This is a genomic window from Kribbella endophytica (genome assembly GCF_054781295.1).
This window is the reverse complement of sequence record NZ_BAAGUR010000001.1, coordinates 2,220,266-2,238,616: the sequence shown is the minus strand read 5'-3', so window position 1 is coordinate 2,238,616 and position 18,351 is coordinate 2,220,266. Positions and strand designations below refer to the sequence as shown.

Annotated in this window: 22 protein-coding genes; 13 read left to right on the top strand and 9 right to left on the bottom strand. The window is 69.3% G+C overall.

All coding sequences use genetic code 11. The features are described 5' to 3' along the window. Positions 1-26 precede the first annotated feature (26 nt). Both ACYVIO_RS10630 and ACYVIO_RS10625 read right to left on the bottom strand, forming a co-directional pair. A complete protein-coding gene (locus tag ACYVIO_RS10630; protein ID WP_460650505.1) occupies positions 27-764 on the bottom strand; it encodes an SDR family oxidoreductase in 738 nt (245 codons plus the stop codon). Between the two features lies 1 nt (position 765). Further along, the gene (locus ACYVIO_RS10625) at positions 766-1,605 is read right to left on the bottom strand and encodes a DUF427 domain-containing protein (RefSeq protein ID WP_460650504.1); all 840 of its coding nucleotides are present in this window, start codon (positions 1,603-1,605) and stop codon (positions 766-768) included. A gap of 55 nt (positions 1,606-1,660) precedes the next feature. Between ACYVIO_RS10625 and ACYVIO_RS10620 the strand changes: the two genes are divergently transcribed. From ACYVIO_RS10620 to ACYVIO_RS10605, 4 genes are read left to right on the top strand one after another with little or no spacing between them, the layout of a single operon-like run. Beyond that, entirely contained in the window at positions 1,661-2,248 is a 588-nt protein-coding gene (locus ACYVIO_RS10620; protein WP_460650503.1) for a CGNR zinc finger domain-containing protein, read from the top strand. After that, the gene (locus ACYVIO_RS10615) at positions 2,245-3,084 is read left to right on the top strand and encodes a pyridoxamine 5'-phosphate oxidase family protein (protein ID WP_460650502.1); all 840 of its coding nucleotides are present in this window, start codon (positions 2,245-2,247) and stop codon (positions 3,082-3,084) included. The genes ACYVIO_RS10620 and ACYVIO_RS10615 overlap by 4 nt, the downstream gene beginning before the upstream one ends. A 16-nt stretch (positions 3,085-3,100) precedes the next feature. Next, complete coding sequence (locus ACYVIO_RS10610; RefSeq protein ID WP_460650501.1) at positions 3,101-4,765, top strand: MOSC domain-containing protein; 1,665 nt, start codon at positions 3,101-3,103, stop codon at positions 4,763-4,765. Positions 4,766-4,772: 7 nt separating this feature from the next. After that, complete coding sequence (locus ACYVIO_RS10605; RefSeq protein WP_460652080.1) at positions 4,773-5,282, top strand: tetratricopeptide repeat protein; 510 nt, start codon at positions 4,773-4,775, stop codon at positions 5,280-5,282. Between the two features lie 15 nt (positions 5,283-5,297). Here ACYVIO_RS10605 and ACYVIO_RS10600 read toward each other — a convergent pair whose 3' ends face one another. The 4 genes from ACYVIO_RS10600 to ACYVIO_RS10585 all read right to left on the bottom strand — a co-directional run bounded on the left by ACYVIO_RS10600 (position 5,298) and on the right by ACYVIO_RS10585 (position 8,964). Further along, positions 5,298-5,882, bottom strand: coding sequence for a dihydrofolate reductase family protein (locus ACYVIO_RS10600; RefSeq protein WP_460650500.1), 585 nt, complete (start codon positions 5,880-5,882; stop codon positions 5,298-5,300). Positions 5,883-5,933: 51 nt separating this feature from the next. Further along, a complete protein-coding gene (locus ACYVIO_RS10595; protein WP_460650499.1) occupies positions 5,934-6,389 on the bottom strand; it encodes a rhodanese-like domain-containing protein in 456 nt (151 codons plus the stop codon). A 78-nt stretch (positions 6,390-6,467) separates the two neighbouring features. Then, complete coding sequence (nhaA, locus tag ACYVIO_RS10590; protein WP_460650498.1) at positions 6,468-8,363, bottom strand: Na+/H+ antiporter NhaA; 1,896 nt, start codon at positions 8,361-8,363, stop codon at positions 6,468-6,470. A gap of 1 nt (position 8,364) precedes the next feature. Continuing rightward, a complete protein-coding gene (locus ACYVIO_RS10585) occupies positions 8,365-8,964 on the bottom strand; it encodes a TetR/AcrR family transcriptional regulator (RefSeq protein ID WP_460650497.1) in 600 nt (199 codons plus the stop codon). 67 nt (positions 8,965-9,031) lie between these two features. Between ACYVIO_RS10585 and ACYVIO_RS10580 the strand changes: the two genes are divergently transcribed. The 3 genes from ACYVIO_RS10580 (at position 9,032) to ACYVIO_RS10570 (ending at position 11,082) form a co-directional block, all read left to right on the top strand. Continuing rightward, entirely contained in the window at positions 9,032-9,343 is a 312-nt protein-coding gene (locus ACYVIO_RS10580) for a hypothetical protein (protein ID WP_460650496.1), read from the top strand. Between the two features lie 142 nt (positions 9,344-9,485). After that, positions 9,486-9,956 (top strand): nuclear transport factor 2 family protein, encoded by a 471-nt coding sequence (locus ACYVIO_RS10575; protein WP_460650495.1) that lies wholly within the window; start codon positions 9,486-9,488, stop codon positions 9,954-9,956. Between the two features lie 421 nt (positions 9,957-10,377). Next, entirely contained in the window at positions 10,378-11,082 is a 705-nt protein-coding gene (locus ACYVIO_RS10570; protein WP_460650494.1) for a GAF and ANTAR domain-containing protein, read from the top strand. Positions 11,083-11,111: 29 nt separating this feature from the next. Here the strand turns inward: ACYVIO_RS10570 and ACYVIO_RS10565 are convergent, their stop codons facing one another. Further along, positions 11,112-11,510, bottom strand: a complete 399-nt coding sequence (locus ACYVIO_RS10565) for a nuclear transport factor 2 family protein (RefSeq protein WP_460650493.1) — start codon at positions 11,508-11,510, stop codon at positions 11,112-11,114. A gap of 36 nt (positions 11,511-11,546) precedes the next feature. Between ACYVIO_RS10565 and ACYVIO_RS10560 the strand changes: the two genes are divergently transcribed. Continuing rightward, entirely contained in the window at positions 11,547-12,122 is a 576-nt protein-coding gene (locus ACYVIO_RS10560) for a TetR/AcrR family transcriptional regulator (RefSeq protein ID WP_460650492.1), read from the top strand. Here ACYVIO_RS10560 and ACYVIO_RS10555 read toward each other — a convergent pair. After that, a complete protein-coding gene (locus ACYVIO_RS10555) occupies positions 12,119-12,922 on the bottom strand; it encodes a GNAT family N-acetyltransferase (protein ID WP_460650491.1) in 804 nt (267 codons plus the stop codon). The genes ACYVIO_RS10560 and ACYVIO_RS10555 overlap by 4 nt on opposite strands. Positions 12,923-13,009: 87 nt before the next feature. On the opposite strand from ACYVIO_RS10555, the gene ACYVIO_RS10550 reads away from it, so the two are divergent. Beyond that, entirely contained in the window at positions 13,010-14,149 is a 1,140-nt protein-coding gene (locus tag ACYVIO_RS10550; RefSeq protein ID WP_460650490.1) for an ROK family transcriptional regulator, read from the top strand. A 42-nt stretch (positions 14,150-14,191) separates the two neighbouring features. After that, positions 14,192-14,824, top strand: coding sequence for a GNAT family N-acetyltransferase (locus tag ACYVIO_RS10545; RefSeq protein ID WP_460650489.1), 633 nt, complete (start codon positions 14,192-14,194; stop codon positions 14,822-14,824). Here ACYVIO_RS10545 and ACYVIO_RS10540 read toward each other — a convergent pair. Further along, entirely contained in the window at positions 14,811-15,356 is a 546-nt protein-coding gene (locus ACYVIO_RS10540) for a CGNR zinc finger domain-containing protein (RefSeq protein WP_460650488.1), read from the bottom strand. The two genes, ACYVIO_RS10545 and ACYVIO_RS10540, sit on opposite strands and share 14 nt — an antisense overlap. Before the next feature lie 183 nt (positions 15,357-15,539). Here ACYVIO_RS10540 and alr point away from each other — a divergent pair, with 183 nt between their 5' ends. Genes alr through ACYVIO_RS10525 form a run of 3 tightly spaced genes read left to right on the top strand, consistent with a single transcriptional unit; the run spans position 15,540 to position 18,344 of the window. Next, the gene (gene alr / locus ACYVIO_RS10535; RefSeq protein ID WP_460650487.1) at positions 15,540-16,724 is read left to right on the top strand and encodes an alanine racemase; all 1,185 of its coding nucleotides are present in this window, start codon (positions 15,540-15,542) and stop codon (positions 16,722-16,724) included. Next, positions 16,721-17,698, top strand: a complete 978-nt coding sequence (locus ACYVIO_RS10530; RefSeq protein ID WP_460650486.1) for a D-alanine--D-alanine ligase family protein — start codon at positions 16,721-16,723, stop codon at positions 17,696-17,698. Before alr ends, ACYVIO_RS10530 begins: the two co-directional genes overlap by 4 nt. Next, positions 17,679-18,344 (top strand): M15 family metallopeptidase, encoded by a 666-nt coding sequence (locus tag ACYVIO_RS10525; protein WP_460650485.1) that lies wholly within the window; start codon positions 17,679-17,681, stop codon positions 18,342-18,344. The genes ACYVIO_RS10530 and ACYVIO_RS10525 overlap by 20 nt, the downstream gene beginning before the upstream one ends. Positions 18,345-18,351: the final 7 nt, after the last annotated feature.

The following is an 18,351-nucleotide window of genomic DNA, read 5'->3' as shown; positions in this document are numbered from 1 at the left end:
TGAGAGCTGCCTGGCCGGGGCGAGGGTCAGACGAGGGCTTCGCCGCCGTCGACCGGGAGGGTGTGGCCGGTGACGAAGGTGTTGCTGAGGGCGAACAGGACCGCGGCGGCGATGTCGTCGGCGGTGCCGATTCGCGCGGCGGGGCTGCTGCTGACGCGATCGGCGAAGAGCGCGGCCTTCTTCTCGGCGCCCAGGCCGTCGTACGCGCCGGTGTCGATCGTTCCGGGTGAGATCGCGTTGACGCGGATCGGCGCGAGCTCGACGGCGAGCGAGCGGACGATGACGTCGACCGCGCCGTTCGTGGCGCCGACGGCGAGCATCCCGGGCATCGGCTTCTGCGCGGACTGACCGGAGAAGAACACGAACGACCCGTCGGCCGGCATCAGCGGGGCGAAGTGCTTCGCGAGCAGGATCGGACCGGTGACCTTCGTCGCGAACGACAACGCGATCGTCTCCGGCTGCAGGTCGGCCAACGCGCCGCGGGCGCGAGCCGACGCGGTGGACACCACGTGATCGACCTTGCCGAGGGAGGCAGCCAGCGCCGCGATCGACGACTCGTCGGTCAGGTCGACCTGAGCCCGCCGAACGGAGCCCGCCCCGGAGCCGGAGGTCGAGCGCGCCTCCGGCGTACCGGCGTCGACCGGGTCGAGCGTGCGCCCGGCGAGGATCACCTCAGCCCCGGCCGCGCCCAGGGCAGCAACCGTCGCGGCGGCGATGCCGCTCGGGCGGCCGATCACCAGGACAGTGCGGTTCTCGAGAGTCATCTCAGTGCTTCCCATCGGTGATGTCGCGGTCGACGCCGTGCGGGCGGACCTGCTGGCCGGGCTCGAGGTGCAGTTGGACGCCGTCCAGGAAGACGTCGACCTTGTCGGCCTCGAACGAGACCAGGTCGCGCACCCGGCCGACCTCGTCGTACGCGTCCTCGTACGACCACGCAGCGCGCTCGGCGCCGTCGATGTCGTAATAGGAAGCCATGCCCTTGTACGGGCAGAACGTCTGCCCTTCGACCGGCGTCAGCTCGCCGTCGACGATGTCCTCGCGTGCCACGTACCAGCGCGGCGCGAAGCCCGACTCGTACAGCACGACCGGGCGCAGCGTGGAAGCGACGACGCGATCACCCACCCGGACCTCGAGCCGGCGGGACGTGTTCCGGATGTCGATCCGGTGGTACTGGTCCGCCGCGTGCCCGAGGATCCGGTCGTCCTCCTCGTAGAACGCGTCCATCGCCCGCCACGCGAACGCGACCCGTCCGGCCAGTTCGTCGGCGTACTTCGGAAGGTCGACGTGCTGCCAGGCGGCCCGATCCGTCGTGCCGACCGTGTACCAGGTGGTCGTCCCGAGGTCCTTGTGCTGCGTCTGGCGCGGCGCCTCGCTCAGGACCTCGGCGGCAACGTCCGCGAGCGGGAAGTAGGCGACCGGGTAGCGGCCGGGCTCGTGCAGCAGGATCACGTCCTCGCTGTCGGCGATCCACTCACCGGCGTACTGGACGCGCATGCGGCGGCGCAGGCGTTCGGCGTACAGGAGTCGTTCCGGGAGCGGTTCGGGGGTGAGGAAGCGGCCGATCGCGCCGCCGCCGAGCGGGCCTTGTTGCCAGGACAGTCCCATGAGAAGTTCCTTTCTAATGTTGAAATCCTGAGATAAGTATTAGTACACTGCTGGCATGAGCACAAGGCCTAATGTCAACGAGCTGCTGGAAGCGGGCTTCGGCATGGGCGGCGAGCGACTCGCCGCTCTGGACCTGGTCGACACGGAAATGCTGGCGCCGGACCCGACCATCGATCTGCTGGAGCCGGCCGGGCAGCGCGACAAGTGGTGGGCCTTGCAGGCCGGCCGCCTGCCGGAGGGCCCGACGCCGGACGTCGCGGCGACCCGACGGATCCGCTCGGCGGTGCGTGAGGTGCTCGACGCGCACCTCACCGACCGGCGGCCGGAGGCGACCGCGATCGAGGACCTGAACGCAGCGTCGGCGTCGGCGCCGCAGAGTGTTCGGCTCGGCGCGGACGGGCAGCTCGAGGTGCGCTACCACTCCGAGTACGGCGGCAACGCGAAGCTCGCGTCGATCGCCCGCGAAACGATCGAACTGCTCGCCAACGCGGAGCAGTTGGCCCTGCTGCGGCGCTGCGCGAACCCGGAGTGCTCGATGTTGTTCCTGGCGGAGCACAAGCGTCGCCAGTGGTGCGTCGGATCGATCTGCGGCAACCGCACCCGCGTCGCCCGCCACTACGAGAAGACGAGGAAGCACTCATGAAGACCCACGGACTGACTTTCGCCGCGCAGGCCGTCGGCTTCCACGAGGGCGAGCGCGCCGTCCAGCGCAAGGCCGGAGTCGAGTACGACGCCTCCCGCCTCGAAGGCATGCTGCGCCCACCCCTGCTCGACGGCGGCGCCGCGAAGTTCCTCGCGCAGCGCGAGTTCGCCGTCATCACCGGGCGCGACTCCGACGGCCGCCTGTGGACTTCACCTCTTCATGGACCCGCGGGCTTCCTCGAAGCAACCGGTACGACGCTGACCGTGCACGCGGCGCCACCGCCCGGCGACCCGCTGCACCTGATGCCGGCCGACCAGTCCGCCGGGCTGATCGTGATCGAGTTCGCGATCCGCCGCCGCTTCCGCGTGAACGGCACGCTCACCGTCAGCACGGCGGACACGCTGGAGCTGACCGCCGACCAGGCGTACGGCAACTGCCCGCAGTACATCCATCCCAGGCCGTTGCCCCCAGCAACCGATGGTCCGGCGACCCAGGTCGCCGACGGTCTGCTCGGACGCGAACTGATCGAGCGTTCCGACACCTTCTTCCTCGGTACGACGCACGCCGAGCGCGGCGCCGACAGCTCGCACAAAGGCGGCACGGTGCACCTGGACGGTGACGAGCTGTGGTGGGCCGATCAGCCGGGCAACAACATGTTCAACAGCCTCGGCAACCTGGCGATCGACGCGACCGCGTCGTTGCTGTTCGTGGACTTTTCGACCGGGGCCTCGCTTCACCTGTCCGGGACAGCGACTATCGACTGGGACGCGCCGACGGAGACTGGTCGCGCCGTTCGATTCACCACGGTCCGGTCGGTGCTGACCGGGTCCGTCTGACCGCTGGAGGATCGTGATGGCAACGCTCGTCTCACTCAACGTGGGAATGCCGAAGAACGTCGAGTGGCAGGGCAAGACCGTCTACACCGGCGTCTGGAAGTCGGCGGTCGACGGGCCGCGGATGGTCCGCCGGCTGAACGTCGACGGCGACGGCCAGGGCGATCTCGGCGGCCACGGCGGCGAGATCCGCGCCGTACTGGTCTACCAGGTGGACTCGTACCGGCACTGGCAGGAGCACTTCGGTCGCGACGACTTCGAGTACGGCGCGTTCGGGGAGAACTTCACCGTCGACGGGCTGCCCGACCACGAGGTGTGCATCGGCGACAGGTACCGGATCGGTACGGCGGAGTTCGAGGTCACCCAGCCGCGCGTCACGTGCTACCGCGTGGGGATGCGGATGGGTGAGCCCGAGCTGCCGTCATTGCTGGTCGGCCACAAGCGGCCGGGTTTCTACCTGCGGGTGATCACCGAGGGCGTGGTCGAGGCGGGCGACGAGATCGTCCGGACGCGGGTCGGTCCGGAGGAGCTGTCGGTCGCGGACGTCGACGGGCTGCTGTACCTGCCGGACCGTGACGAGGAGAAGCTGCGCGCGACACTGCGGATCCCGGCGCTGAGCCCGGGCTGGCAGCAGTCGTTCCGCGAGCTGGTGGAGAAGGCGGACGAAGCCGGCCGCGCGCCGGCCGGAGACGGCGCAGCGAGACCGGGCTGGACAGGCTTCCGCCCGCTCAAGGTCGAACAAGTGGTGCGCGAAAGTCAGTCCGTTGTCTCCGTCCTGCTCAGCGGTGACGAGCTCCCGTCGTACCGGCCAGGCCAGTACCTGACCGTCCGAGTGCCAGGCCCAGCCGTCCGCAGCTACTCGCTCTCGTCAGCACCTGGCGGTACGGCGTACAGGATCAGCGTCAAGCGCGACGGCCTGGCCAGCAGGTACATCCACGAGCAGCTGACCGCGGGGATGACGCTGGACGTGGCGGCGCCGCGGGGCGACTTCGTGCTGGAGGAAGACGATGGCCCTGTCCTCCTCGTCTCCGGCGGCATCGGGATCACGCCGGTCCTCGCGATGCTGCACACCCTGGCGACCGCTGAAAAGGCTCGCCCGGTCTGGTGGATCCACGTGACCCGCGACCCCGCCTTCACCAGCGAGGTCGACGGCCTGCTGGACGCACTCCCCGAGATGCACCGGTACGTCTACGCGAACGGCCGCCCGACGCCCGACGAGCTGCGCGCCCTCGGCGTACCGAAGGACGCGACGGCGTACATCTGCGGCCCGACCCTGTTCATGGACGACCTACGCGGGCTCCTCGCCGAGTCAGGGATCGCGCCCGACCACATCCACACCGAGCTGTTCGGCACGCTGCCGCCGATCAACCCGGGACTGGTCGGGCAGACCGTCGTACCGCCGCATGCTCCTGCCGGTGAGCCCGGCACCGGCCCGCTGGTCACGTTCGCCCGGAGCGGGCTGTCGGTGCCTTGGTCGGAGCAGTACGGCTCGTTGCTGGAGCTGGCCGAGGCGTGCGACGTACCAGCGCGCTGGTCGTGCCGGACCGGCGTCTGTCACACCTGCGTGACCGATCTGGTCGCAGGCGACGTCGCCTACTCCCCCGACCCGCTCGAGCCGGCGGCGCTCGGCCAGGTGCTGCCGTGCTGCGCACGACCGGCCGACGACGTGGTCATCGACCTGTAGGGGCATGATGGTTGCCGTGAGTGAAGACCTGACGCCGGAGCTGGCGGCGACCATCGAGGAAGCGTTCGCACGGCGGAACCGAGCGAACATGGCACCGACGATCGCGTTCTTCGAGGACCTGCTGAGCGAGCACCCGAACAACCCGTACGTGCTGTACGAGGTCGGCGGGTCGTACGACACCGACGGCCAGGAGGAGCGCGCGATCGTGTACTACGAACGCGCGCTGCCCGGCCTGACCGGCGACACCAAGCGCCGCTGCCTGCTGCAGTACGGCAGCACCCTGCGCAACCTCGGCCGCTTCGACGAGTCGCTCGAGGTGTTCACCAAGGCCTGCCAGGAGTTCCCGGAGTCGGACTCGCTGCGGGTCTTCAAGGCCCTCACGCTCAACGCGGCCGGCCGCAAGGACAAGGCGCTCGCCTCGCTCCTGCTGGTGATCGCCGACCGCGTCGACACCGCGGAGCTCAAGCGGTACGAGGCTGCCATCCGCGGCAACGCGGACTATCTCGCCTCACACTGAGCCCTGGGCACTGGTTCAGCTCCGTCGGTAGTGCAGCCCGACCGCGCCGTGCTCGAGCGCGGTCGTCTCGGCCAGCGCCCAGCGCGACTCCGGCAGCCCTTCGCCGAACAGCCGCAGACCGCCGCCGACCATCGCCGGCACGATCGCGAACCGGAGGTCGTCGACCAGGTCGGCGGCCAGCAGCTGCTGGATGATGCTGACGCTGTTGACGATCATGATGTCGCCGCCGTCCTGCGCCTTCAGCTCGCGGACCGTGCCTTCCAGGTCGTCGGAGATCCGGGAGTTGTTCCACTCCGCCTTCTCCAGCGTGCGTGAGAAGACGATCTTCTCCACGTCGTTCAGCCACTGGCCCAGCGCCCGGGTCCGATCGTCGGTCTCCGGATCCGCTGTGATCCCGGGCCAGACGCTGTGGAAGCCGACGTAGTTCGTCCGCCCGAGCAGGGCTGTGCTGACCCCACGCCAGACCGACTCGAAGTACGCCGTCGTCTGCGGTTTCATCGCGTGCTCGTAGAGCCAGGAGTCGTGCTCGGGGCCGTCCGGCCCGCTGGTGTACCCGTCCAGGGAAACACTCGTCCACGCGACCACTCTGCGTTCCGTCATGTTCTCTGTCATACCGGCTACGTCGGAGACGGGCCAGCGTTCTCGACACGGTCAGCAGGCGCAGGCGACTCCGCGCGGCGCGACCAAGGGGTCGACCGCCCGGCGACTGATCCCTTCTTTGGTCTCCACCGGAAGGCCTTCACGGGTCCAGTACTCGAAGCCGCCGAGCATCTCCTTCACCGGGTGCCCGAGCTTGGCGAACTCCAGCGCGGCCCTCGTTGCGCCGTTGCAACCAGGCCCCCAGCAGTACGTGACGACAGGAAGTCCGGCCGGTACGACGGCCGCCGCGCGCGCCTGGATCTCCCGCGTGGGCAGGTGAATCGCGCCGGGCACGTGACCCTGGTCCCAGCTCTCCTGGCTGCGCGTGTCGATCAGCATCCAGCCGTCGACTCCGGCGCCGATGTCCGTGGCGACGTCGGAGCAGTCGGTCTCGAAGGCGAGCCGGGCGGCGAAGTGCTCGACGGCGGCCTGCGACGGCGCCGGCGGGACCTGGAGGACAGCTGACATGGGGACTCCTTCACGAGATGGAGTCCCCAGCGTGGCTGACCGGCGTACGGCGTCGGAAGTGGCAGAAATGACGTCGTACTACGAATTCCTGCCATTGCGTTCGGCGACCAGTGCCCGGGCGCGGGCGGTCTTGATCGCCTTGGTCAGCGTCTCGATGTCGTACGCGCCGTAGTGCCGCTGGCCGTTGATGAAGAACGTCGGGGTGCCGGAGACGCCGCTCAGATCGGCAGTCTCGACGTCGCGCGCGACCCGGCCGGCCGCGACGTGGCGCTTGACCTCGTCGTGGATCCGGTCGTCGTCCAGGTCGAGCTGCTTGGCGTAGCCCATCAGGTCGGTGGGCTGGAGCTTGTCCTGGTTCGCGAGCAGCAGGTCGTGCATCTCCCAGAACTTGCCCTGCGCGGCCGCGGCTTCGGACACCTCGGCCGCGATCTGCGCGCGCGGGTGCACGTCGGTCAGCGGCAGGTGCCGCCAGACGTAGCGCAGGTCGTCGTCCTTGAGCAGGTCGCGGACGACGGTCTCCGCGAGTCCGCAGTACGGGCACTCGAAGTCGCCGTACTCGACCAGCGTCACCGACGCGGTCTCCGGGCCGCGGACGTGGTCGCAGTACTGGTCGACAGCGTCGACGAGGTCGACCAGCTGCTCGGCGTCACCGAGCATCGCGGCCGCCTTCTTCGGCGGCGAGAGCAGCTTCGCCAGCCGGAAGACCGTCCAGGTCACCGCCGACGCGATCACCAGCGTCGACAGCAGGCCGACCTTCGCCTCGGCCAGTGCGTCACCCTCGAACGCCAATGTTGCGATCAGCAATGACACGGTGAACCCGACGCCGGCGATCGTGCCGCTGCCGAGGACGCCGACCCAACCGACCAGCGGCTTGACCTTGCCCTTGGTGAAGCGGGTCAGCGCCCACGAACTGACCGTGACCGCGATCGGCTTGCCGAACGTGTACCCGAAGATGATGCCGAGCGTGATCGGCGACGTGAAAGCCCGGCCCAGGAAGTCCACGTCGATCTGGATCCCCGCGTTGGCCAGGCCGAACAGCGGGACGATCAGGTAACTGGTCCACGGGTGGTAGAAGTGCTGGAGCCGGTCGTTCGGCGACAGCGTCGACGTCAGCCCGAGCGTCGCGCTGCGCGCCAGCTCCGGCGTCGGCTGCTCGCGGAACAGCCGGAACAGGCCGCTCGCCTGCTCCAGGTCGTCACGGCCCGGCGAGTACGCCGGCGCCATCAGCCCGATCGCGAGACCGGCGACCACCGGGTCGACCCCCGAGGTCAGCAGCGCCGCCCAGGTGAGGATGCCGAGGAACACGTAGACGACGGGATTGCGGACGCCATACAGGGACAGCGCGAAGATGATGCCGAAGGCAATGATTGCCGCCAGCAACGGCATCATCGAGATGTCCTCGCTGTAGACGACCGCGATCACCAGGAGGGCGATCAGGTCGTCGACCACGAAGACGGTCAGCAGGAACACCCGGACCCGGTCCGGCACTCCGCGACCGACGAGCGCCAGCAGGCCGAGCGCGAGCGCGGTGTCGGTGGACATCGCGACGCCCCAGCCGTGCGAGCCCTCACCGCCGGCGTTGAAGGCGACGAAGATCAGCACCGGCAGGATCATCCCCGCGACGCCGGCGACGACCGGCAGCACGAACCGGCTCCGTTCGCGCAGGTCGCCCAGGTCGAACTCGCGTCGCGCCTCCAGCCCGACGACAAGGAAGAACAGCGTCATCAGGCCGCTGTTGATCCACTCGCGCAGGTCGAGGCTCAGTTCCTCGTCGCCGAGCTTCAGCGAGAAGTCGGTGTGCCAGAAGCTCGTGTACGTGTCCGGCATCAGGTTGGCCCAGAGCAGCGCGAGCACGATCGCCGCCGCGAGTACGCCGGAGCTGCCCGCCTCGGTCCGCAGGAACGCCCGCATCGGCGTCGCGATCCCGCGGGTCCACAACGAACGCCCGCTCAGCCGAGAGGTCTGCTCGGACACCTCAGTTCCCCTGCCCGCGTCGTACGGCGTAGGACTCCACGTGGGTCAGCATCGCATCCAGCGTCACCTCGAGCGGCTTGGGATCGCGGTGCGTCTGAGTGAGCAGTACGCCGCCCTGCAGCGCGCCGAGCAGCGACGTCGCCAGGCGGTCGGGGTCCGCGTCGGGCCTGAGCTCGCCGCGGTCGCGCATCGCCTGCAGACCGTCGCGGAGCGCGATCTCCCAGCGGCCGAATCCGGTGGCCAGCTCTCGCCGCGTTGCCGGATCGCTCTCGGCCAGTTCACCCGCGAGGGAGCCGAAGCGGCAGCCGCCGGCGCAGTGGTTGTCGATCTGGTGCTGGACCTGCTGCTTGGCCCATTGCCTGAGTGCGTCGAAGCTGTCCAGCTCGGTCGAGCGGACGACCGCGTCGGCCTGGAGGCCGACGACAGCCTGGACGAGGCTGCGCTTGTCGTGGAAGTAGTGCGTCATCTGCGAGCCGCTCACCCCGGCCGCCGTACGGACGTTCTCGATGCTCGTGCCGGCGACACCGTGCTCGGCGATCAGGCCGGCCGCCGTACGGACGATCCGTTGCTTGGTGGCCTGGCCTTTGCTGGTGAGCCTCATGTCTTGGAGCTTACTGGGATACACAACCCAAAAACTTCTGGGGCGTGCTGGGTTTACGCTCGGCGCTATGACCTACGAAGCGCGGATCGTGGACGTGGACGGCAGCGGAGTCCGGCTCGAGCCGGCCGAGGGATCGGTGGCTCCGGACCGGCCGACCGAGGTGAACCTGCTCGGGATGGCGGTGGCGCTCGCGTTGGGCGCGGCGGGGTACGAGCATCACTCGGAGACTCGGGATCCTGAGCTGCAGACGCTGGACGCGCTGCTGGCTGGCGAGGCTGTGATGCCTTGGCGGCACCCGGAGGAGTCGGGCGACGCCGTACTGGTGTGTGAGACCGGGCCTGCTGGGCCGCAGTGCCGGGTGGAGCACCGGGCGGGCTGAGGGATCGCTCAACCGGTTCGCGAGACTGGCTGCCGTGCTGGATCGATCCCGGTGAGAATTGCACCTACCCGGTGATTGAAATCCGAATCAATTTGTATACAGTACTCCGGGGGTTGTCCTTCGATCCGAGGAGAGTTTCGCGATGAACGATCGTCCGCCGCTGCCGCCGTTCACGGAGGCCACCGCGATCCAGAAGGTGCGCGCCGCCGAGAACGGCTGGAACGGCCGCAACCCGGAGGCCGTCTCGCTGGCCTACACCGAGGACACCTCCTGGCGGAACCGCGACACCTTCGTCACCGGCCGCGCCGAGGTCGTCGCGTTCCTGTCCCAGAAGTGGGAGCGCGAGCTGGACTACCGGCTGATCAAGGAACTGTGGGCTTACACCGAGAACCGGATCGCCGTGCGGTTCGTGTACGAGTGCCGCGACGCCGCCGGCCAGTGGTACCGCTCGCACGGCAACGAGAACTGGGAGTTCGACAACCACGGCCTGATGCGAGTCCGCAAGGCCAGCATCAACGACCAGCTGATCGATGAGTCCGACCGGTTGTTCCACTGGGACGCGCCAGGGCCACGGCCCGACGACCACCCCGGGCTCACCGAGCTCGGCCTGTAGTTCTTCCCACGCGCGCTCCGCAGCCGCCTTCCGTCGCTCCGCTCCTCCAGGCGTCAGCTACGCACGACTCCCGCCCACCCTCCGGCTTAGCGCCGGCGGACGTTGCCTGCTCGCGCAGGCCTTGCGGGCTGGCGCCCGGAGTACCCGGCTGGCGCCGGAGTGCGCGGCTGGCGCCGGAGTACCCGGCTAGCGCCGCAGCGCGCGGCTGGCGCCGAGGGCGGCGGGCTTGTCGCCAGCGCTCTGCGCGCCCCGCGCCGGGACTCCACGGCAGCCCGATTCGCGCTCGACTGCCGGGCGGAAATCCAGGCGGATATTTGACGTGGAACCGGCTAACGGTTCCGCTGCTTCTGCCTGCATGATGTCCCCTGAGGAACACTCCAGCCACGGGGTGCCCTGACGATGACGCATGTCTGGAGCCCGGATGGCTGAGTTCGACCCCGTCGTGCCGACGTCGGCCGACGCGTTCGCCCAGTTGGCGATCGAGCTGCACGACGCGCCGGGGGTCGAGGAGACGATCGACGCGGTGGTCCAGTTCGCGCTGCAGGCGCTGAACTGTACGTACGCCGGTGTCGTGCTGCATCGGCGCGGATCCCGGCCGGAGGTCGCGGCGGTGACCGATCCGGTGGTCGCCGAGGTGTACGACCTGCAGATCGACGACGAGGCCGGCCCGCTGGTCACGGCCCTGCGCGAACGTACCAACGTCCTGATCCGCGACACCTCCACCGACCCCCGCTGGCCGAAGTGGGCCGCCAAGGTCGCCCAGCTCGGCGTCCGCTCAGTGCTCGACGTCCCTCTCACCACCGGCACCGGCAGTACGGCGTCGGTCGGCGTACTGGGTCTCTACAGCCCCCAGCCGGACGCCTTCGGCACCGACGACGAGGCGATCGCACAGATCCTCGCCCGCCACGCCTCCATCGCCGTCGCCACCGCCCGCCACGAGGAGACGATGGCCCAGGCCGTCGACGCCCGAAAACTGGTCGGCCAGGCGATGGGCATCCTGATGGAACGCTTCGACGTCGACGGCGACCGAGCCTTCGCCATCCTCAAGCGCTACTCCCAAGACACCAACACCAAACTCCGCGACGTAGCCCAGCACCTGATCGACACCCGCAAACTCCCCCACTGACCAGTACGCCGGGCAGGCGCCCACACAGGTCAGGCACGTCGCGAGGGCACGACCACGCGAGCGCTGACTCGCCACCCGTTCGTCGTCCGCACCACCTCGTCTTCGTACACCACGCTGCCCGCCCGTCCGTCCGCCATCACCGAGAGCCCCTTCGAACGCACCTGGGCACGGCTGTCGAGGTCAGGATCGGCCGTGACCACCACATTGGTGACATGGTGCCCGACAGGCTGGTCGCCGGGCGCCGAGCTGAACAGTTCGGTGAGCGCGTCCAGCCCCCGGACAATCCCGAGGCCGTAGGCAGTCACGTCATAGGACGCATCCGGCGTCAGCAGCAGCTCGAGGTCGTTGGACCGCCGGTCGTCCGCGAGATGCCCGTGCAGTGAAACCAGTTCGTGAATGGCCAGCCGGTCTGCGGTCGTCAGTGGCATCGGCGCTCCTGTGATCGGTGAGGAAGGATGTGGACGATGACCAACACTAAACGGGGCGAGCGCCCCGCTTCAAGGCGGCCCCAACGCGCTGACGCTGTCGCCAATCGCGCCAAGGTGGTGGCCGCGGCGCGCGAGGCGTTCGTGGCGGAGGGGCTCACCGCGTCCCTGGACGAGATCGCGCGGCGGGCCGGGGTCGGCGCGGGCACGGTTCACCGGCATTTCAGGACCAAAGCCGAGCTCGTCGACGCGGTGCTCGCCGCGGCGGTCGAGGACCTCGTGGTCGCGGCGAACTCCTACGCCTCGTCCGACGACGCAGGGTCGGCACTGCGGGACTTCCTGGTGCGGCTGGTCACCGAAGGAGCGGCGGCCCACAAACTGGCCGCGCGGCTGCAGGTCGATGCAGGCAACGTCGAAGCCGCAACCTCTGGGCCGGTCGCCGACCTCGACCGCGCGATGAGCCTGCTCCTGTCCCGCGCCCGCGACGCGGGGACCGTCCGTCCTGACCTCGATGGCGGCGACCTGGCTGCGATCGTTGCCGCCGCTCACGCGGCGTACATCCACCCCACGGGCGGCGAACGCGCCATGATGCTGGTGTTGCACGCCCTCGACTAGCAGTGCCAGATCTGCGGTGCGCGATCGGTCAGAGCCTCGAACCCCAGTCGCAGCATGTTGGCCAGCGACGGGTTGTGCCTGCCGGGCTCGGGCTTGTACGAGCCCGTGGTGACCAGGTCGCAGCCTTGCGCGAAGGCGTCAGCGGTTCGGCGGGTGAGCAGCGCCGACTGCGCGCCTCGTCCCCGGTACGCCGGGTGGGTCGCGCCGCTGCGCAGCCGGCCGACGCCGTCCACGACGTGCAGGGAGCCGGTGGCAACCATCGTGTCGCCGTCCCAGGCGGCGTACGCCGTGGCGCCGGGCCAGTCCGGGTACGCCGCGAGCATCGCGCGGAAACCGTCGTCGCGCATCTCGTACGCGTCCACTTGCAGCTGCGCCCAGTCATCGGCGTGCTGCGGCCCGATCGGCTCGATGCGGAAGTCGGACGGCGCCTGCTCGACGGGCCCGGCCACGCGCGCGACCTGGACCGTGGTCTGGCCGGCGGTGATTCCGTACGACGTGGCGATGGCGTCCCAGTCCGGCGGAAGCGCACCCGGGGCGATGCTCAGGACGGCCGTCGTACAACCGGCCGCCTTCAGCTGATCGATGACCTCGCCGATCACCGCCGAGGTCACCGGCCCGTCCAGTCCGAACCCGGACGCCTGGGACCAGAACGACAAGGTGTCCTGTGGTGCCGCCAGAACCACGACCGAGCCGAAGCGGCGGCGCGTCAGCCCCAGCAGCGACGGGCCGGGTCCGGGGATGTCACCGAAACTCCAGACCAACTCCGTCTCGGCCCGTTCGATCCGCTCGATCAGCTCCACCCCGCCATCATGCCGCGACCGACAACGCACCTCGCGGGGGATTGCGTATTCTGCGTCGCAAGTGGAAATCGGCGGACGGGGAGTCTGGTGGCGGGTGGGTGGCAGCCGTTGGCGGGGCCGGCGCACCGGGTCGCGTTGGAGATTTTGCTGGACGGGCCGTTGTCGCGGGCGGAGCTGTCCCGGCGGGTTGGGCTGTCGCCGGGGAGTTTGACTCGGATCACGAAGCCGATGCTGGAGTCGGGGCTGCTGGTCGAGGTTGCGGGTGGGCCGACCGATCCGCGCGTGGGGCGGCCTTCGCAGCCGCTGGACATCGTGCCGGCGGCTCATCATTTTGTCGGGATCAAGCTGACCGGGGATCAGGCGGTCGGCGTACTGACTACTCTCAGGGCCGAGGTGATCGCTTCGGCCGAGTTGCCGTTGCCTGATCACAGTCCTACGGCGGTCGCGGCGACGGTGGCCGCGCTGACCAAGACCTTGGCGGCGCACAGGGACGGCGAGTTGAGTGGGCTCGGGATCTCGCTCGGTGGGCAGGTGGTCGGCAAGAGCGAGGTGCGGTCCGGCTCCTTCCTCGACTGGTACGACGTACCGCTCGGTCAGCTGATGAGCGCGCACACCGACGTACCGGTGGTTGTCGCCAACGACCTGACCGCACTGACCGAGGCGACGCACTGGTTCGGCGCGGGGCGTGGTGCGGAGCGGTTCTGCCTGATCACCATCGGCGCCGGCATCGGGTACGGCCTGGTCGTGCACGACAAGATCGTCGACAGCCCGGACTCCAGCCTCGGCCTGATCGGTCACCACCCACTGCTCGCCGACGGCCTCCGTTGCGAACGCGGCCACATCGGCTGCGCGAGCACCCTGCTCACCACCGACGCCATCGTCAGCCAGGTCAGCGAGGCGCTCGGCCGCGAGCTCACGTACGACGAATGCCTGGACCTCGCGGCCAAGGGCGACCCCGCCGCTCGCCGAGTGATCGATCGCGCCGGTCAAGCCCTCGGCCGCCTGGTCGCGGCCGCCGCCAACTTCACCCTCCCCGACCGCGTCGTACTCGGCGGCGAGGGCGTCCGCCTGGTCGACGTCGCCCACGACGCGCTGCTCGAAGGTCTGCACCTCGACCGTCATCCCGAGGCGGCCGATCCGCCGATCGTCCTGCTCGACGCCAGCTTCAGCGAGTGGGCCCGCGGCGCCGCGGTGATCGCGATCCAGACCTTCGTGCTCGGCAGCTGAAACCCTGGCCGTAACTGGCTACACCATGATAGACAGTTACCCATGGATGATCTGCTCCGCCGCTGGCAGTACGGCTGGGGGTTGTGCCGCGGCCTCCCGCCGGCCGTCGACCGCCGTACCGTCCTCGACGTCACCCTCGGTCTGCCGAACCGCGACCGCGAACTCTTCGCCCTCCCCGGTACGACGCCCGCCCCGCTGATCGACGAGGTCCTGCACGCGGCCCGCCCGATCTGGCTGACCGTCACCACCCACGAGGCCGACGAAGCAGCAACCGAGCTTCAGGCCGCTGGTCTGGAGCTCTTCGACGAGCGCAACCTGCTGATGACGATCGACCTCCGCGAGCATCCGGTGAGCAGCACGCAGTACGCCGTACGAACAACAACAGAAGAACTGCTGGAGCGAGTACGCATAGCAGCCGCCGAAGACGAAGCAGCCCGCGGCATGATGGCCCTCGTCCGCAACGACGCGGTCATGCACGACATCCACACCAACCCGACATACCGCCGCCAAGGCCTAGGCAGCGTCGTCATGGGCGCCCTCGCCCGCCGAGCCCTCGAACGCGGCGCGACCACCGGCCTCCTGATGGCGACAGTCGAAGGCGCCGCCCTCTACCGCAAGCTCGGATGGGTGCCCCAGGCAACCATGTTGACCGCCAAGGCCGCTAGGGCCGCCTAGCCCGGTGGGCGGCGACCTTCGTCCGGTTCTGGCACGCCGTCGAGCAGAACCGCTGCGTCCGACTCCGCGTCGTGTCGAGGAACAGGTTGTCGCACCGATCCGCCCCGCACTCCCGCAACCGCGACGAATTACTCCCGACCACCATCGCAACAGCCGTCGCGAACTCGGCCAGCCATCCAGTGGCCGCCGAAACCCCAGGGCTCACGAAGTGCAGATGCCACGGCTCGTCACCGTCCCGCACCAGCCGAGGCATCGCCCGCGTCGATTCGAGCAACGCATTGACCCCGTCGGCCGCCGCATCCACCTCACCGTCGACCAGCAACCGCAGTACGCCGTACAGCTCACTGCCTCCGCGAGCGAACGTCGGCAGATCGATCTCGGGAATCCGCCGCGTCGTCAGCCGAAGCGAAGCCTCAACTCCGGCCGCGTCACCAGCGGAACGCACCCGCCCCTGGGCGAACTCACCCCCGAAGACGTTCGCCAGCGCGACGGCGGCGCTGAGCGAATCGCGCAGATGATCGGTGGCCTCCACCTGACGAACCCTATCGGCCGGATCAACGACGAATGACTGATGACACCGCCCGATCGGGCAGCCCGCTCGTCCTTAGGGATGGCTCGGCTTGGGTCGGTGTGCTACCAGGGTCGTAGGCGCATTGTCGCCAACTCCGACTTCGATCCGATGTGCACCTCGTTGCCAGAAACAACAATGATGGGCATGAACCTGGTCCAGAGCCCGGCCCGCGCCTGTTTCGGCCTGGCGGAGGCGACGATCGACCTCGGCGCGGTGAAGGCGAATGTCGATCACTACCGGCGACAGTTGCACAACGGCACGCAGATCATGGCCGTCGTGAAGGCGAACGGCTTCGGCCACGGTGCGGTGCAGATCGCCAAGGCCGCCGTCGACGCCGGCGCGACCTGGCTCGGGGTCGCGCGGGCCGACGAGGCGCTGGAGCTGCGCGCGGCCGGCCTGACCGTACCGATCCTGGCCTGGCTGTACGACGCGACCGAGCTGATGTGGCTGTCCGACGTCGACGTGAGCGTGGCGACCGTCGCCGAGCTGCAGCGGGTGGTGTCCGCGCCGAGCGTGCACCACGTCCACCTCAAGCTGGACACCGGCCTGCACCGAGGAGGCAGTACGCCGGACCAGTGGATCGAGCTGACCCGCGCGGCCGCGCACTACGAGGCGCTCGGCGCGGTCAAGGTGCGCGGTATCTGGTCGCACCTGTCGCACGGGGACGAGCTCGACGCGACGCACAGCCGTCGCCAGCTCGAGCTCCTGCGCGCCGGGGTCGCCCTGGCCCGGCGCGCGGGACTCGAGCCGTCCGTCATCCACCTGGCGAACTCCGCGGGTGCGCTCACGCTCGACGCGCCGGACTGCAACCTGGTCCGGATCGGCGCCGGTCTGTACGGGATCGACGAGCTGGACAGCGGTCTGCGGCCGGCCATGCGGTTGGTCACGAAGGTCGCGCAGGTCCGTCGGATTCGAGCAGGAGAAGGCGTCTCGTACAACCACGACTACGTCACGCCCAAAGACACCACAGTCGCTCTCATCCCGCTGGGGTATGCGGACGGCATCCCCCGACCTGCAGGAACTGGAGGCGGGGCGGAAGAGCGGGGCCGCCCCGGGGCCGCGAGCGCTGCGCGCGCGGGAGCGTCGGCGAGCGTGCTGATTCGCGGCGTGCGGATGCCGATCCGTGGGCGGATCGCGATGGACCAGTTCGTCGTCGACGCCGGGGACATCCCCATCGAACCCGGCGAGCCCGTCGTCGTCTTCGGCCCCGGCGACCAGGGCGAACCGACCGCTGCCGAGTGGGCGCAGTGGGCCGGAACCATTCCGCACGAGATCTACACCGGCCTCGGGTCCCGGGTGCCGCGTCGTTACGAGGAGGCAACCCGGTGAAGGTCGCAGTGATCATGGGCGGCGCGAGCCCCGAGCACGAGGTGTCGCTGGCCAGCGGCGGAGGCATCGCCCAGGCCGCCGCCGAGCTCGGCCACACGGTCATCGAACTCGTGATCGAGCCCGACGGCAGTTGGCGTGACGGTCAGCACGAGGCGATCGAGCTGCTCCAGGACGCCGACGTCGCCGTACCGGCTCTGCACGGCGAAGGCGGCGAGGACGGCGTCATCCAGGGATTCCTCCAGCAACTGAAGGTCCCGTACGTCGGCAGCGGCGTCGCCGCGAGCGCCGTCGGCCTCGACAAGCACCTCACCAAAACGATCCTCCAGGCCCGCGGCCTCCCGGTCGCACCCGGCATCACGCTCAGCGGCGCGGACCTGAACGACCCCGAGGTCGCGCACCAGCAGCTGAAGGCGGCCGGCATCGACTTCCCCGTCTTCGTGAAGCCGAACAACGGCGGCTCCAGCTACGGCGTCACCCGCGTCACCGACGCGTCAGCGCTGACCGAGGCGATCGCCATCGCGGCCTCGGTCGACGGTGCCCAGGTCCTGGTCGAGCAGGAGATGCGCGGCCGCGAGATCGACCTCGCCGTGATGCAGTTCCCCGACGGCCGGGTCGACGCCGGACCGGCGCTGGAGATCCACAGCGACCCGAACCAGCCGTTCTTCAACACCACGGCCAAGTACTCGAAGGGTGCCGGCGAGCAGTTCGTCGTACCGGCTCCGCTGGACGCCGAGCTGGCCGCGACCTTGCGCCGTACGGCGATCGAGGTGTTCGAGACGCTCGGCTGCGAAGGCCTGGCCCGCGTCGACTTCTTCGTCCCGGCCGACGGCGGCCCGGTGGTCAACGAGATCAACACCTTCCCCGGCTTCACCCCCGCGTCGCAGTTCCCGCGGATGTGGGCTGCCGCGGGGATGACCTACGCCGACGTCGTACAGAACCTGCTGGAGACCGCGCATGCCCGTGCTGCTGAGTGACGACCGGATCACCCGGATTCCCGCGATCGAGAGCGGTGAACCACTGGTCGACCTGTACGGCCGGGGCGTGCTCGCGCGCGACCGCGTCCTCGTCCGGGAGGGGCTCGCGGACCGGCTCGTGATCGCGGACAGCTTCCTGCCGACCGGCGTCCGTCTGTACGTCGTCGAAGGGCTGCGGGAGCTGAAGACCCAGCAGGAGATCTACGACGGCTACCGCGCCGAACTGGTCGAGCTCAACCCCGGCATCTCCGACGCCGAGGCGCACGTCCTGGCCAGCCGGTTCGTCTCCCCGGTCGAGGTCGCGCCGCACGTCGCCGGTGCGGCGGTCGATCTGACGCTCGTCGGCGAGCACGGCCCGTTCGACCTGGGTACGCCGATCGACGCGACGCCCGAGCAGTCGAACGGTGCGTGCTTCTTCGACGCGGCCAACATCAGCCGGGAGGCCCGGACCAATCGCGCACTGCTGGCCGACGTACTGACTGCGGCGGGTCTGGTGAACTACCCGACCGAGTGGTGGCACTGGTCCTTCGGCGACCGCTACTGGGCCTTCAGCGAGCAGCAGGCACACGCGATCTACGGACCTGTTGAAGAAAATAAGCGCACCGATCTATGCTCTAAATACAGCCCTCTGCATACTGCATATTGATAGCAGC